This window comes from Vibrio sp. SG41-7 (assembly GCF_014164465.1).
GTDB lineage: Bacteria > Pseudomonadota > Gammaproteobacteria > Enterobacterales > Vibrionaceae > Vibrio > Vibrio splendidus.
In genome coordinates this window covers 1-15,032 of record NZ_JACJFF010000121.1, presented here as the reverse complement: position 1 = coordinate 15,032, position 15,032 = coordinate 1, and the positions used below count along the sequence as shown (strand labels likewise).

Here is a 15,032-nt window from a genome sequence, read left to right as displayed (position 1 = left end):
TGAAAAACTGAAAGAGCAAAACGTACAACTTATCGCTTCGGCAGCCGACGTGGCACAAGCGATTATCTTCACGACCGTTCCTGAAGGTGAAGGTCTGTATTTCGATAAAGATGGCAACCCAGTGGAAAAGTGGGCAAAACCCATTGCCTGTTGCAATATATGACCCGAATAATCCTTTAGCTGGAACATTTCAGGTAGATGGCAGGATGTTAGAAGGCTATGTGCCTTATAGCTCTGGTATGACTGTTTATTCAGATAGTTATCATGCACTTTTCTCTATTCCAAGAACTAACCACTACAATGATAGTCCATATGGTCTGAATGCTGGTGGATGGTGTGACTATAGAAATTGTATCAATGGAACCGTAGTCGCATCAGACAGTACTCATGTATACAAAAGTACTCAAAATGACATCTTTGTAAACAACTCCCCTAAAAGTAAATCATTCAAGATTTACGACTGGGCAATGAACTCTGGTGGTAGTTATTCTATTTCCGTTAAACCAGCGGATAGTGTGAAAGTAGCGCCTGTGATGCGAGATGTTAAGTATCTTAGAAGTGACGGCCAGTGGGTTAGTGGAGACAGTAGGTTAAATACAAGTTCACTAAACTCATTTACTAAATTGAAGGCGACAGTAGAAGCTCGTCCTTACCCTCAAGTTGTTTGGGGGACGTGGTTGCCAGGTACTAGGCTAGAGCCTAATCAAACAGAAATAGAAGTTCCAATAGAGCTTTCATTTAGTGGCAGGAACTGTACATGGCCCGGTTACTGGTCAAAACCAGAAGGCGTTGATGAATTAGCATCAACTAGGTTGGGACGCACATTTTGTTATGACCTGAATCCACCAACAATTGAATCATTCACGAAAAATAGCGACAAGAGTTACGTTGCTCATTTAAAGGAGCCTGATTCATTCGATGGGTGGGGTTATACCCAATGGAGTATTTCTGGTAATTCAAAAGCTGTTGCTATTAAGACTGATGGCACAGAAGTTCCGTTGACGAGAACTAAATTTGAACGCTCATCCACACATGATTGGTATCTGGAATTTAGCGCTAGCAGTCTTGCTGAGGGGAGTTATGAAGGTATTGTTGTAAGCGCTGAAGATAGGTACGGAAATGTTACCCAGCAGCGATATGATAGTTCCGACTTTCAGTTGGAAATAGATCAATCGGCACCAGTAATAGGTATGTCCATAGAGCATCAAGCTCAGATAAAATCTCTTGATGAAATAGTGGTAAGTCTTACTGATGCTGTAGATCCTAACCCAACAGTAAAATCTATTTCGCTAATTGGCGGCCCCGCTGATGAAGCTGTTCAACTGTCATGGCGTGAAGAGTCAAAAGGACGATTTAGGTTAGAATACCCTGTGATGTTCCCGTCCTTACAGGAAGGTGAAAGCTATGCTTTGACGGTGAGAGCTCAGGACAGTCAGGATAATACGGTAGAACAAGAAGTTGAGTTCGAGTATAAACCTCGTGAAATTACGCTTTCAGGCGGATTTAACGGCAATATGGCTATTCCGGCAGTTCCGTATGAGTTTACCTATGCAGACGGTAAGAACATCATCGAAACTGAACCTCTAACGTTAAGTGATGGTTCGGTCGTAACTGGCTCATACGACGTAATGGTGACATTGCGAAGTGATGCTCAAATTCCTTTGGTGGTAAACGGTATTCGAGTTGAACCAGGCCAAACTGCTGACATTATGAAAAATCATAGCTTTGCTTCTACTGGAGGACGATTAAGTATTCCAGTTCGAGCTGTTGATGGTGCAGATGCAGGCACTGCAAGCCTTTTGGTTATGACTACAGCGCCTAACTCACCAGTTTTGGTAGCCAATATCAAAACATGGAAAGCGAGTGAAAGCTTAACGGCCAATACCTGGGAAGTTCGACAAGTCATCGACAACTTCAATGTCCAAGTCTCTGCCGACTCAGGTGTACCATGTCGCTATTCGACGAACCTGCAAGAAGCTCAATCATCAGATCCTATCAAAGACCCTGTATGTTTTGTTGAGTGGGAGCAGATTCCAGATGAAGCCGAAGTGGTAAACAGTAATCGAGTTGCTGGTATATCTGGTCAAGCATTGCAGATCGGTGAACAGGATGTCACTTATGGTGTATATCTGTTTAACGGCGAAGATAAGGTAAAAATCGGCGGCGGTAACAGAAAGCTAAATGTGGTCTCTGCTTTGGGTTCAGTAACTTACTTACCAGAGTCAGATATTGCTCAAGTAGACCGTGTTATCCAGAACTTAAATGTTCAGTTACGACAAACCTCAGGTCCAAGCTGTATCCTGACGATGGATGCTGAAAAAGCCAAGCAAGATGAGAGTGGACGTGTATCCGAAGCGGCGCACAGAAGCTGCTTATTTGAGTGGAAAGAAGTTCCAGAAGGGCTGCTACAAGATACTCGATACGACACACCCACACTAATTGGTTCATTGGCAGAAAAAGCAACGGTTCCTTTAAGTTGGCGCGTTAGCATTTTCTCTCGTAGTGGAGCTCGTGTTGCGTTAGCGGATGAGACCTTTGACATCGAGGTTGTTGACCCAGCGGTTCCCCAAGTTGATCTGATGACCGATTATCACTTCAAGGACAACATCTACATCGTTCCTATGACTGGTGATTATTTCGGTGATGTCCAAGTGAATGCGAAGCCATCAGACTTGAGGGTTTCTATATCTAGGAACAATGAAACACTTGAGTCAGAAGTGCATTCATCCGGTATGGGTACAGCGATGAAGGTGAATCGTCGTATTCGAACAGATGACCGCAAACTGTGGGAAGAAGTAACCTACAAAGTTGACTCTTCATATGAAAAAGTACCTGAAATTAAGAGCACTAAAGAATATCGACTGATTGCAATGCCAAGCAAAGGTATTCGTCCAATGCTGTCAATGGATGGTAATACTGTTCTCGATATCCAAACGCTGAACGTAAAAGTCGATATCCGCGATTTGTACCGTGGGAACGACGAATATGATGAAGCAACTATGGGGCAGTGGAAGGTTCGTCTGTCTCGTCAGATCTCTCCAGGAGAGATTGAACCAATGTCAGAATGGGTGGATGCAGAAAACGGTTCAGCTGAAATAGCAGTTGAAATGTCGAAAGTAGACTCAAGCTACATTCGATTTACCGCAGAAGCGAAGCTTGTTAGCCCAGTTGAAGGATATGAACGTATCGAGGCATCTCCAAGCCCAATTTTTGCTACGGTTCTTCGTGGTAACAAAATTGATGGTGAGGTTACAACTCGTCGTTATCAGGTGCAGCTCCTTTCAATGCCGCTTTTAAGTTAGGTATTGTCGATCGACTTGATTATCGTTCAGTTGGAGATGTCTTCTGGGAAGTGAGTAATGACGACGGCCAGATATGGAATGAACATGCTACAGATGAGCGTAGAAAGTACAGTTTCGTAGAGAGTTTTGGTGTTGGTAAATATCTAGTTCGAGCTAAAGTTGTAAACGTAAACTCGGGCTTAGAAAAGTACACTGAAAATGTAGAAATTGTTTCGTATGAAGCGCTTGAAGTTGATGTTCCTGGACCAGATACGCTCTTGGTGGGTAGTTCTTCTGAATACTCAGCGACCATTATGGATGGCGAGAACGCATTTGATGCAAGTAAAGCTGTGATTGAGTGGTCAGAAGATGGTGGTAAGACTTACACTACTGCGGCTCCACGTATCACGCTAACCAGAGAAGAACCACAACGAGTTAAGTTAATTGCTCGTGTACGTTCGACGATGGCTCCAGAAGATGATGCGTATGCGTATAGCCAGGCCAAGAAAACCGTAGAGTTTAAAGCTGTTAAAGCTCCGCGTATTCGTATTGATGGACCTCGTTTAGTAGAGAAAGACTTTACTTACAAACTAACCGCAGATACTCGACTGCCTTATCGAGATTTGGATGCCGAAGTTAAGGGTTTCTTCACGCTTCCTGATGGAACCATTATTGAAGGCAACACTGCTGAGTACGTTCCAAATCAAGCAGACTTGGATCAAGCTCGTGTTGAAATCAAATACACAGCATGGATCGACGGTTACAAAGGGTCTTCTACATCGGAAACGGTATACAAAGCTCGCGTATGGCAATATGTCTGGCCTGAGTTTGCACTCAGCTACAGAGCAAATGCAGATGTAGCACCAGTTATTGTTAGCGCTTCTGTTCGTCCTGTTGGATTCCGAGGCAAGCTTGAAGAGCCTACCTACGAATGGATCTTACCGGAAGGTGCAAAGCTTAAAGATCAACGAGACACGTCTCGCTCTTTTGAAATCACAGAGCCGGGCGGGCACCTTGTTAAGGTCATTGTGCGCGATGCTCGTGGTAACGAAGCAGAAGCTCAGTTAGCGATAACGATAGGTCAAGCTGAAAGCTATAAGGTAGAGTTAGAATACTCAGGCTCGAATAAGTTGGATCGTGAGCCTCTGGATGTTCTTGTTCGTCCATATATTGAAGGTGGACACCCAAGAGACCGAATTAATGTGATGCAGTACACCGTTAATGGAAAGTCTCTTGAGGACACTGGCCGTTATGGACGAATGACGCTTGAAGCAGGAGAGCACACAATTAACTTCCGGATTAAGTCTGATATGGGCAAAGAAGTGGAGAAAGAGTTGAAGATAAAAGTTATCGAAAACCAAGCTCCGGTTTGTTCTATCGAGCATAGAGAAAGCACATTCGCATGGCTTGTTTATGCCTCATGTGATGATGTCGATGGTCGCGTGAAAGGATTTGAATGGACGCTTAATGGTGAATCTGTTGCCTCTTCATCACGAAGATTGACGATCAGCAAACGCAGCTATGATGCAATGCCAGAAGTTACTTTGACTGGTATAGATGATGCTGGTGGTCGCAGTGATCCTGTGACTCTTCAATAAAATTATGACTATCTAAACCAAGCCCGGCACTCGCCGGGCTTTTTTGTCTCTCCGCTCTAATTGACCAAACAGGGCAACTACAGATGCAGGCTTGTATCCATATCCCGAATAAACTGCCAACTGATGAAAAAGTAACTGACGGTTAAAGGATAGGTATGTTGAAACAAGCAATAGCACCAGTGCTCATGCTGCTTAGTACTGTAGCAACAGCGAAAGATTTTACTGCTGCTGATGTGCAGAAAGCAGAGGCAAAGATTACTGGAATGGTTGAGTTGCCAATTTATGGCATCAATGCAGTAGAAAGTGACGGTCAAATCGTGTTTTTGTCAGAGAATGGACGCTTTGTTATTTCAGGACAAATCTACGATCTCTGGCAAAAGAAGCCTCTCAGTACGTTGACAGAAATGCGCGATGTCGCTGACCGATTTAGGCTACGTGACATGAATGTCGATATAGATGCGATGAATGTGGCAAAGCTTGGGACTGGCCCAAAAGAAGTAGTGGTCTTTGTTGACCCTCAGTGTGGTGCCTGCCACCAGCTAATGGAAGAGGCGAAAGCTCTCAAAGACGAATACACGTTTAAGTTTGTCGTGATACCTATTCTTGGTGATAAGTCAAACCGTTTAGCTCGTGCTCTGTCTTGCATAACTGACCAAGATAAAGCGTTTGAAGCGCTTAGCCAAAGAAAGCTTGGCTCATACCCAACATCATGCAGCAGTAAACGTCATGATCTCACTCTGCTTACCGCACAGTTACTAAATATTCGAGGTGTACCTTATTTGATTGCACCTGATGGGCGAGTTAATGCTGGCCGACCGCAGAATATGGACCTGAAAACATGGCTGGAGAGTGATAAATGAACATTATTACGATAAGAAAAAAGCTCCAAGAAAAGCTTATCCCAGAGCATTTAAGAGCGGCTGGGATTGTACCCGTGCTTGCGTACTCAGAAGATGATTATACCTTCTTGATGGATGACAAAAGCATTGGCTTTGGTTTCTACTGCCATCCTCTGTGCGGGGCTGACGAAAAGATTCAAGAGCGTGTTAATGGTTTTATGAACCAGGAATACCCGGCCAAAACCACCATGCAGTTTATCTTGTTTCGATCTCCTGACTTAAACCATGAAATGTATCGAATGATGGGGTTACGTGATGGTTACAGAGATGATTTGTTGACCTCTTCAATCGAGCAGCGAATGGAGTTCCTGCAAAAACATACGACCGAAAGAATGGTTGCAAAATGTAGAAAAGGAACATTTGATCTTGGTCTAATCCACGACCTAAAACTATTCGTCACCGTAAAAGTGCCCATCAAACATGCCAATGAGCCGTCTCAGGAAGAACTAGACTCACTGGCAAACCTACGGACTAAAGTTGAGTCGTCACTAAGAACGATTGGTGTTCACCCTGTCCCCCTAACTGCTGTCGGTTACATTAGAACAATGAATACCATGCTCAATTGGGGGCCTGAGGCATCATGGCGAACAGATGGTTGCGATTGGGAAACCGACAAGCCCATTTGTGAGCAAATTTTTGATTACGGCACAGACTTGGAAGTTGATAAGAGCGGTCTACGTTTAGGCGATTATCACGTTAAGGTTATGTCTGCGAAGAAAATGCCTGACTCTTTCTATTTCGGTGATGCAATAACCTTTGTTGGGGATCTTAGTGGGGGCAACTCAGCTATTCGTGAAAACTACATGGTCGTTACAAACCTGTTTTTCCCTGAGGTTGAAAACACCAAGAATGCACTTGAAAGAAAACGTCAGTTTACAGTAAACCAAGCATACGGGCCTATGCTGAAATTTGTTCCAGTACTTGCTGACAAGAAGAATGACTTTGATGTTTTGTATGAGTCATTAAAAGAAGGCTCAAAACCTGTCCGTGTAAGTTACTCATTGGTGCTTTTTGCTCCTACAGCTGAACGTGCTCAAGCAGCAGCAACAGCGGCGCGTAATATCTGGCGCGAGAACCGCTTCGAGATGATGGAAGACAAATTTATCTCGTTACCAATGTTTATCAATTGCCTACCATTCTGTACTGACCGAAAAGCCGTAAAAGATTTGTTCCGTTATAAAACCATGACCACTGAACAGGCATCAGTTTTATTACCGGTATTTGGTGAGTGGAAAGGTACGGGCACCTTCCACTCGGCATTAGTTTCTCGTAACGGGCAACTGATGAGTTTGTCTTTGCATGATAGCGATACTAACAAAAATCTAGTGGTCGCAGCGGAATCAGGGTCTGGTAAAAGTTTCCTTACCAACGAATTGATATTCAGTTACTTGTCTGAGGGGGCTCAAGTTTGGGTTATAGACGCTGGTAAGTCATACAAAGATCTGTGCGAACTTCTGAAAGGAGACTTTGTGCATTTCGCCGAAGGCTCCAACATTTGTTTGAACCCATTTGAACTGATCACAAACTGGAAAGAAGAAGAGGATGGTGTTGTCTCTATTGTCAAAGCAATGGCATCAGAGAAAGGCTTGCTTGATGAGTTCCAGCTTGCGGGTCTAAAGCAGATCATGAACGAACTTTGGGATGAAAAAGGTCGTGAAATGACAGTGGACCATATTGCAGAGCGATGCCGAGAGTCAGACGAACAGCGGATTAAGGATGTTGGTCAACAGCTCTATGCATTTACATCAAAGGGTAGTTACGGTAGCTACTTCTCTGGCTCGAACAACGTTAACTTCCAAAATCGTTTTACTGTCCTAGAGCTTGATGAGCTTCAAGGCCGCAAACATTTACGTCAGGTTGTTTTGCTGCAAATGATTTATCAGATTCAGCAGGAAATGTTCCTCGGTGAACGTAACCGTAAGAAAGTCGTCATCATTGATGAAGCATGGGATCTGCTCAAAGAAGGTGAAGTTAGTACATTTATGGAACATCAATACCGTAAGGCAAGGAAGTACGGTGGAAGTATCGGTATTTGTACTCAGTCGATCAACGACCTGTATGAAAACCCTGTGGGTCGCGCTATTGCTGAGAACTCTGCATCTATGTATCTACTTGGTCAGACAGAAGAATCAGTTGAATCCGTAAAACGCAGTGGTCGTCTGTCTCTTTCCGACGGTGGTTTCCATACTCTAAAAACCGTTCACACCATTCTAGGTGCTTATTCAGAAATATTCATTAAATCAAAAGCTGGCATTGGTGTTGGCCGTTTGGTCGTGGGTGATTTCCAAAAACTGCTTTATTCAACAGACCCAGATGACATCCGAGATATCAATAAGTATGTAGATCAGGGATTAAATATCACTGATGCAATACGTCAAGTAATGCATCAACGTGGCATGGCCGCATAACTAGAAGGAAAGGATGATGAACTTTAAATCAATTTTATTTGCGGCGTTGTTAGGTGCAGCTGGTGGATTCGGTGGTTCTTATTACTTCATGGTCAAAGAGACCTCTGCGCTTCATGACAGATTAGCGTTAACGCCACCAGTGGTTGTTGTAGATTTTACGAAGATTGCGAGCTCATACCCATCCGGAGCCGATGAAGCTGAGATCGAACAATTGATGATTAAAACAAACAACGCAATCTTCAAACTCAAAGAATCTGGGTACTTGATTATTGATGGTGCCGCTACTTTAGGTGCTCCAGAGGATGTGTATTTACCTTCGGAGATAATACTGGAATGAAGCTCATTGTCAGAAAAGAATCTTGGAAGCGATTTGCTTTAAAGGCAGCAATTGTACTTGCTCTTCTTTGGTTTGTAGGGACGTCCTTTGCGGGACGTTACCGGATCGGTTATGACCCGCAATTGGAACGGTGTTTACCTAACCATTCCGTCTACCTTATCGATCTAAAAGATAAAGAACTCCACAGAGATGCTATTTACGCCTTTTCCGCAAAGGGGATGGAGCCACTTTATGATGATGGAACAAGAATGTTGAAAATCCTTTCTGGAATGCCAGGCGATACTGTTGAAGTAAATAAAGACTGGGAAGTTGTAGTGAACGGAGAAGTTAAACAAGTAGGGCTACAACTGGCTAATAAGTTGAATGTTCCTGCAAGTTATTTCTTCGGGAAAGGTGTTCTTCCAGATAAACGTTACTGGTTTCTCGGGGAAAGTATATCGAGTTTTGATTCACGCTATTGGGGAGCTGTAAAAGATGAGCAAATCATTGGCCGCGCATATCCGCTTTTCTAAATTGTCCGTATTAGTTGCTGCGTTCATTTCAAGTTCTGTTTTTGCTAGTAACAGTCCTCTAACTAGTGATGATATGGCTATCATCGAGCAGGGAAGAGAGTTAGCAGAGAAAGCTCGCCAATTGGAAGAACTTCCTGATTGGGCGAAGAATTCAAATTTAGATCAAGCTCAGGTAGAGGCGCGTCAGTTTTTCCAGCAATTACAAGAATCAGACCCCACTCTGAAAGCAATGGCGGAGAGGCAGGCCGAAAAAAGTGTCTATACGGGGCACTCCACTCTTATTTTTGCATCTTACTCACTGGGAAAAGAAGAGCTTAAAGATGTCCTTGATACTGCATCAGGTGAAGATGATGTGGTAGTAGTTTTCCGTGGAATTCCTGATGGTATGAGCATTGGTGATGGCATAAAAGCTGTTCAGAAATTAGCAGAGCAAATGGACCCAGTGCCGAATGTCGTTATCAACTCTGTTTTGTTCCAAAAACATAATGTCACGTCAGTACCAACGATAGTCGTGCTTGAAGAAGAGACTGAGCTTGGACGCGATCCCAAGGAACTCGCAAAAGTTACAGGTTTATCGACGCTGGAGTGGATAAGAAAAGAGGTGGATGCTGGTGAGTCTGGCGACTTCGGAGTTCGAGGTCCAGCAGTTGAAATTGCGGAGCAAGACTTTATTGAGAGAGCTAAAGCTCAACTAGCGGGTATTGACTGGGCAGAAAAGAAAGATCAGGCAGTAAAGCGGTTTTGGCATAACCAGCAGTTCAACGAAAGACCACGGGCACCACGATATCGAGAGCGATTGCTTGACCCAAGCATATACCTATCGAAGGACATAAGTACCGCTGAGGGAGTTGTGTTTGCTCGTAAAGGTGAGGTTATAAATCCACTTTGCGCTCACGGTGAAGAGTGTAAGCCGGGCACTCGTCAGTTTACTCAGGCCGTTATCATTTTTGACCCTTTAGATAAAAAGCAAATGCAATTGTTGGCAGAACTTGTCCCTAAAGTGCAGCAAGAGCGTGGGGTGCAAAGAATCACATATATTGCTACTCAGTTTGAGCGCGATAGTGGTTGGGATTCATATAAACATGTTACGGACACAGTTGACGCTCCTGTTTATCTGCTTACGCCGGATGTAGTTAATCGCTTCCAAGTCGAGTACACACCATCAGTGATTACGGCTCAAGGGAATAACTTCTTGGTAAGGGAATTTGATGTTAAGGAGGCTGTGGAATGAACCTGATCCCTGCATTCCAGACGATTACCTCAAATGGTAGAAATACTGTTGGAGCGGAAGTGCTTTCTCGATGGCACCATCAAGGTCAAGTCTATGGCCCAGCAGACCACAAAACACCGATTAACTGGGGGATGGTGGATTTAGAGATAATGAAATCTCTGATTCACCTTGTCCATGTTATCGAAAGGCTTTACCCCAGTATTTTTATTAACGTATCGCCACAGACATTGAGCTTTTCAGACATACGAATGAAGTGGTTCAAATTGTTGAAAGAGATGACAGATAAAGCCCCCTTCCAAGTCGTTATTGAAATCACGGAAAAGGTAACACCAGAACAGTTGGATAACGCATGGCCCTTACTTAGTCAGTTTAATGTTGCTTTAGCTATGGATGACTTTGGAGAAGATCACTCATCAGTTAGTCGCCTAACATCTTACTCTTGGCAGTTCTGCAAAGTTGAAATAGGGCAATTGAAGGGTTTGGCAGGTAACGCGGCGGTTCAGTATTGTCGTCTTAACAACATAACACCGATTGCAGAACGAGTTGAAAGTGTCGCTCAATCAGAAGTAGCAAAACTTCTTGGATTAGAGTGGCAGCAAGGTTTTTTGCATGGAAAACCCATCACGTTCGATCTTGAAGTGAACTCATCATTAAAACAAGCACAAGTATCTGAGCCAATCAAAGTTGGAGCTATGTCATGAATAAAATATTGAAAACAATTTTAATAGTGACCCTATTTACCTTGGCGGGCGCTGCTAAAGCTGATCCAGGATGCCAGAATGCAGAAGTTATTGGTCCCAAGCTTTTTACTGACATCTGTTGGTCATGCATATTTCCACTTAGAGTCGCGGGAGCCAATATTAGCGGTGGTGGCGTAGCTCCTAACGATGCGGTTGGTAGTCCTTTATGCGCTTGTCAAGATAACAACGGTGTTCCACGTCCAGGGGTGACTACATCTATGTGGGAGCCAGCTCGATTAGTCGAATTTCAACGAGTTCCTGGGTGCTCTTCTGTTCTTAATGGTACTAGATTTCCATTTGACCGCACTTTCCAAGGCCATCATGGTGAAGGTTCTATGGATGGTGGTGATGGGTCATTTATGCACTACCATTACTACGCATTTCCACTTATGACAATGCTTGAGCTATTTGTTAAAAAAAGCTGTAACGCGGATGGATTTTCAGATCTCGATATTATGTATATGTCTGAGCTGGACCCAACATGGAACTCAGATGAGCTGGCTTTTTTTACTAACCCGGAGGCAGCTGCCGTAGCGAATCCAATAGCTGCCGCCGCATGTACTGCTGACGCAGCCGCTGCGAGTATTGGCAAACCGTTGAAACAGTTATTTTGGTGTGCTGGGAGTTGGGGTTCTATTTATCCATTGTCAGGAAACCAGAATGGCGGCAAGGGGGTGATTAAAGATAGTAGTTTATTAGCTACCAGAGTGTTAACAGCGCTTCATAGACGCGGCCTAGCATGGAAAACAATGGGAAGCGAGGCTATGTGCCAAGGAGTTATCAGCCCAACGCTGCCTAAAACACAGTACAAGTTTACTCTTTTACATCCTGTGCCCGAAACAGACTCGTCCCATGTCATTGGCGAATCCACATTAACATGGGGGCTAAGCAAGACGATACCAGCAATTGGTCAAGACCCCATATATACGATATGGCGTTGGAATGATTGTTGTAACTGGTAAAGGGAGGTTAAAGTAGATGAGAAACTGTTCTGCAATAATGAAATCTGTAGCATCGTTACTGATAGTAACCGTCCCATTTCTACCGATTCATGCTTATGCGAATGGGAATGAAGCAGCAAATGTTGGTCGAGATGCACAGATATTTGCAAATGAGTTATCAGCATCATTCAAAAGTAATCAAGGTGGGGTATCAAACGGTAACATATCCTTTCCAACGATCCAAAATGGTCAATTTCAAAGTGGAGGGGGAACAATTAATGTTAATGACCTCTTCCCTGGCACTAGTAGTTCTAACAATGACCCATCAAGTTATTACTTTCCTGACGGCAACCCAAAGGTAAGTGCGCTTGAAGGGGTATATAACTCAAATGATGCAATGGATACCATTGGTGGTAATGCTAAAACATCACTTTGGAATGATGCTAATAGTGAAACCCCGACAATCTCTGGTTCCGCATATAAAGTGCTACTTGATGCCTCAAACCAGTCTAAGCCAGATTTTAAAAATGACCCCATAATGAATTTAAGTAAGTCTACTTACGACGATATTGATTTGATTGCTCAAGGGTTCGGAGATTGTTCGGCTGAAACGGTAATAAAAGATAAAACAATTAAGTCACATGTGCCCGACTATTACACATGTGATCGTCTGTATAAGCCCACGGGCAACTGTAAAATTACGCATACTATTGAAATAGCGGCAGAGCCTGCTGATATCGTATTTCTAATTGATAACTCTGGCTCTATGGGGGGAGTTATCCACGATCTCAGAAATAACGTGGGAGCTTTTGCACAACTGTTAACGCAAGATGGAAGTGGTGATTTACGGTTGGGTGGGGCTGTTTATAGACATAGTGATTATACGTTTAATCGAGTGGAACTGACTCCTGATTTTAACACTTTTAAATCATGGTTAGATGGCGTCAGCACGGCGGGAGCTCCTACATACCCATTTGATGCAATTGCATGGGCAGCGAATCATTATCAGTGGCGAGGAGGAGATATCAGAAAAGTTCTTGTGCTGGTGGGTAATGATGATACGGGCGGTAATAAGTCAGCCGCGATTTCAGCTTTAGCCTCCAAACAAGTGGAGTTATTTTCTTTCCATAACAACGGGGATGTGAAAAGTATTGGTACTCCATTAGCAGACTATTTCTCAGGACCTCTTCTTTTGAAGTTTGCGCAAAATCTTACTGTTGTTTCCGATAGATGGAAGCCCCAAAGTTGTATTGAAGATGGTATTGCGTCTTTAGAGGAGTTCTGTTCGGGATCTTATACAGCATCACCAGCAAACGATAATACATGTGTAATGCTTTCTGGATTCCAAGTTTGTAAGGGAGATCCTGTTTACAATTTGCTTGGAGAGCCGCCATTACCTAATGTTCCCAAGTTAGCAGCGAGTGTAGACGTTTCACAACTAGAATGTTCTTTTAATCAGGGGCAAGGAACTTGCTGGATTGATAAAGATGGTAACGAGCAGTGCTTGGAAAATAACCAAGATGTTGACCAATGTAAAAAGTATGAAGACAACCCCCAATGTGGTTTCATTAGCTCACAGTGTGTAGATGGAGCCACAGGTTCTCAGGGCAATTGTTATGTGCATGAAGAGAAGTATGATTGCGGTTATGACGTTGATGTGCCCAGCTTTGACAAAGAAACAGAGTATTCTTGCGGTGGACCGATTAAGTGTATGGGCGATGATTGTCTTGATATAAACAAAACACAGAGCACTGATTTTGCAAGAGCTTCTGCTTTGTTGAATGCTGCTCAGTTTATGACGCAGGATATGAGTTGCGAAGATATCACTGGAGAAAACAATACATACTGTAAAGCTTTTAGTGGTGAAGAAGGAGAGTGTAAAATCGCTGTTGGTGGGGCGCAGGATTGCTGTGAAAAGCCTAGCGGCTTATCTATGGGGGATTACCTTACTCTTATGATGTCCGTGCCAAAACTTGATGGTGCTATTATGGCCCTTGATAGCGGAAGTGCTATCAAAGGTGCTTACCAAGCCATACGAGACCCTGCTATCAGTGGTTGGACTGAAATCACGAAGCCCTTTACCTCGTACATGGAAAATATTACGGGTGCTATTGATAACTTCACAAAGCCAATAACTGACTTAGCCAAAGAGGCTATACAAGCGTTAAAGGATGAAATAGCCAAAATTACGGGCAAAGCTATTGGTAACGCTTCTGCCACGGGAAGTGCTGGTGTTCCTGCTGGAGCGTCAGAAGGGATGATGGAGCAAATGGTCGGACAGCAAGCTGCGAGTATACTCAGCGGCATTATGGCCGCATATACCGCTTACGTAGTTGCAATGATGATTATTCAGATAGTATGGAAGTGTGAAGAAGAAGAATTTGAGCTTAACGCAAAACGTGCATTGAACAGCTGCCACCAAGTTGGCTCTTACTGTAAAACAAAGGTACTTGGGGCATGTATAGAGAAACGCCAAACATATTGTTGTTTCAGTTCTCCTTTGTCTAAAATAATCCAGCAACAAATTAGGCCCCAGCTTGGTCTAAGCTGGGGATCTGCTAAAGCTCCTCAATGTGACGGCATTCCTTTAAACCGTTTAGCAGAGATTGACTGGGAGCAAGTAAACCTTGATGAGTGGCTGGGATTATTACAGGCTAATGGTAAGTTTCCAGAGTCATCGGCGATTGATCTTGATAGCTTAACTGGTGCTGGCAGTGTGTTTAACACTGACGGTACTCGTTTAAATGCAGCAGACAGAGCTCAGGAGCGGTTAAAAGGTGTTGACTTAGATGCTGTAAGAAAAGATGCGGGAGACTCTTTACTACTCGATAAGGGAGCTCCTAGTAACTAAAAGATAATCTAAAAAAACAAAGGCGTTCCATTTCGGAGCGCCTTTAAGGTAAGGAATCTGAATGATTCCTTACCGGAATGATCGCGGCATAACTCACGTCAGAATGAGTCGCTGACTACTCTAACTTCTGCTCTACAATCTAAACATGGGTGTTTAAAGCACACTTTCACGCTGTTTTCGCTATTTCAGATACACGCATCCTGCGAAATGCCTAAATTGACCTGATTTGAGCTT

10 protein-coding genes are annotated in these 15,032 nt (G+C 43.6%); all 10 read left to right on the top strand.

What is annotated here, in order from left to right; genetic code table 11:
* Nucleotides 1-206 precede the first annotated feature (206 nt).
* The 10 genes from H5300_RS21680 to traN all read left to right on the top strand — a co-directional run bounded on the left by H5300_RS21680 (nucleotide 207) and on the right by traN (nucleotide 14,798).
* Nucleotides 207-3,302: an Ig-like domain-containing protein gene (locus H5300_RS21680; RefSeq protein ID WP_182796881.1), complete on the top strand. Its 3,096-nt coding sequence runs from the start codon at nucleotides 207-209 to the stop codon at nucleotides 3,300-3,302.
* Between the two features lie 50 nt (nucleotides 3,303-3,352).
* Nucleotides 3,353-4,879, top strand: coding sequence for a hypothetical protein (locus H5300_RS21675; RefSeq protein ID WP_182796880.1), 1,527 nt, complete (start codon nucleotides 3,353-3,355; stop codon nucleotides 4,877-4,879).
* A 155-nt stretch (nucleotides 4,880-5,034) separates the two neighbouring features.
* Nucleotides 5,035-5,739: a DsbC family protein gene (locus tag H5300_RS21670; protein WP_014386716.1), complete on the top strand. Its 705-nt coding sequence runs from the start codon at nucleotides 5,035-5,037 to the stop codon at nucleotides 5,737-5,739.
* Nucleotides 5,736-8,186: a type IV secretion system protein TraC gene (gene traC / locus H5300_RS21665; RefSeq protein ID WP_182796879.1), complete on the top strand. Its 2,451-nt coding sequence runs from the start codon at nucleotides 5,736-5,738 to the stop codon at nucleotides 8,184-8,186. The genes H5300_RS21670 and traC overlap by 4 nt, the downstream gene beginning before the upstream one ends.
* Before the next feature lie 16 nt (nucleotides 8,187-8,202).
* On the top strand, nucleotides 8,203-8,523 hold the full coding sequence (locus H5300_RS21660; RefSeq protein ID WP_182796878.1) for a hypothetical protein: 321 nt from the start codon (nucleotides 8,203-8,205) through the stop codon (nucleotides 8,521-8,523).
* The gene (locus H5300_RS21655; protein WP_182796877.1) at nucleotides 8,520-9,035 is read left to right on the top strand and encodes a S26 family signal peptidase; all 516 of its coding nucleotides are present in this window, start codon (nucleotides 8,520-8,522) and stop codon (nucleotides 9,033-9,035) included. Before H5300_RS21660 ends, H5300_RS21655 begins: the two co-directional genes overlap by 4 nt.
* Entirely contained in the window at nucleotides 8,998-10,266 is a 1,269-nt protein-coding gene (locus H5300_RS21650) for a TrbC family F-type conjugative pilus assembly protein (protein WP_182796876.1), read from the top strand. The genes H5300_RS21655 and H5300_RS21650 overlap by 38 nt, the downstream gene beginning before the upstream one ends.
* On the top strand, nucleotides 10,263-10,967 hold the full coding sequence (locus H5300_RS21645; RefSeq protein ID WP_182796875.1) for an EAL domain-containing protein: 705 nt from the start codon (nucleotides 10,263-10,265) through the stop codon (nucleotides 10,965-10,967). The genes H5300_RS21650 and H5300_RS21645 overlap by 4 nt, the downstream gene beginning before the upstream one ends.
* The gene (locus tag H5300_RS21640; protein ID WP_053309184.1) at nucleotides 10,964-11,968 is read left to right on the top strand and encodes a TraU family protein; all 1,005 of its coding nucleotides are present in this window, start codon (nucleotides 10,964-10,966) and stop codon (nucleotides 11,966-11,968) included. The genes H5300_RS21645 and H5300_RS21640 overlap by 4 nt, the downstream gene beginning before the upstream one ends.
* A 16-nt stretch (nucleotides 11,969-11,984) precedes the next feature.
* On the top strand, nucleotides 11,985-14,798 hold the full coding sequence (traN, locus tag H5300_RS21635; RefSeq protein ID WP_182796874.1) for a conjugal transfer mating pair stabilization protein TraN: 2,814 nt from the start codon (nucleotides 11,985-11,987) through the stop codon (nucleotides 14,796-14,798).
* Nucleotides 14,799-15,032 lie beyond the last annotated feature (234 nt).

What these genes read in the sequence shown, in the direction of transcription:
- H5300_RS21680 (WP_182796881.1), top strand. Translation starts at nt 207, where the DNA reads ATGTTAGAAGGCTATGTGCCTTATAGCTCTGGTATGACTGTTTATTCA.
- H5300_RS21670 (WP_014386716.1), top strand. Translation starts at nt 5,035, where the DNA reads ATGTTGAAACAAGCAATAGCACCAGTGCTCATGCTGCTTAGTACTGTA.
- traC (WP_182796879.1), top strand. Translation starts at nt 5,736, where the DNA reads ATGAACATTATTACGATAAGAAAAAAGCTCCAAGAAAAGCTTATCCCA.
- H5300_RS21660 (WP_182796878.1), top strand. Translation starts at nt 8,203, where the DNA reads ATGAACTTTAAATCAATTTTATTTGCGGCGTTGTTAGGTGCAGCTGGT.
- H5300_RS21655 (WP_182796877.1), top strand. Translation starts at nt 8,520, where the DNA reads ATGAAGCTCATTGTCAGAAAAGAATCTTGGAAGCGATTTGCTTTAAAG.
- H5300_RS21650 (WP_182796876.1), top strand. Translation starts at nt 8,998, where the DNA reads ATGAGCAAATCATTGGCCGCGCATATCCGCTTTTCTAAATTGTCCGTA.
- H5300_RS21645 (WP_182796875.1), top strand. Translation starts at nt 10,263, where the DNA reads ATGAACCTGATCCCTGCATTCCAGACGATTACCTCAAATGGTAGAAAT.
- H5300_RS21640 (WP_053309184.1), top strand. Translation starts at nt 10,964, where the DNA reads ATGAATAAAATATTGAAAACAATTTTAATAGTGACCCTATTTACCTTG.
- traN (WP_182796874.1), top strand. Translation starts at nt 11,985, where the DNA reads ATGAGAAACTGTTCTGCAATAATGAAATCTGTAGCATCGTTACTGATA.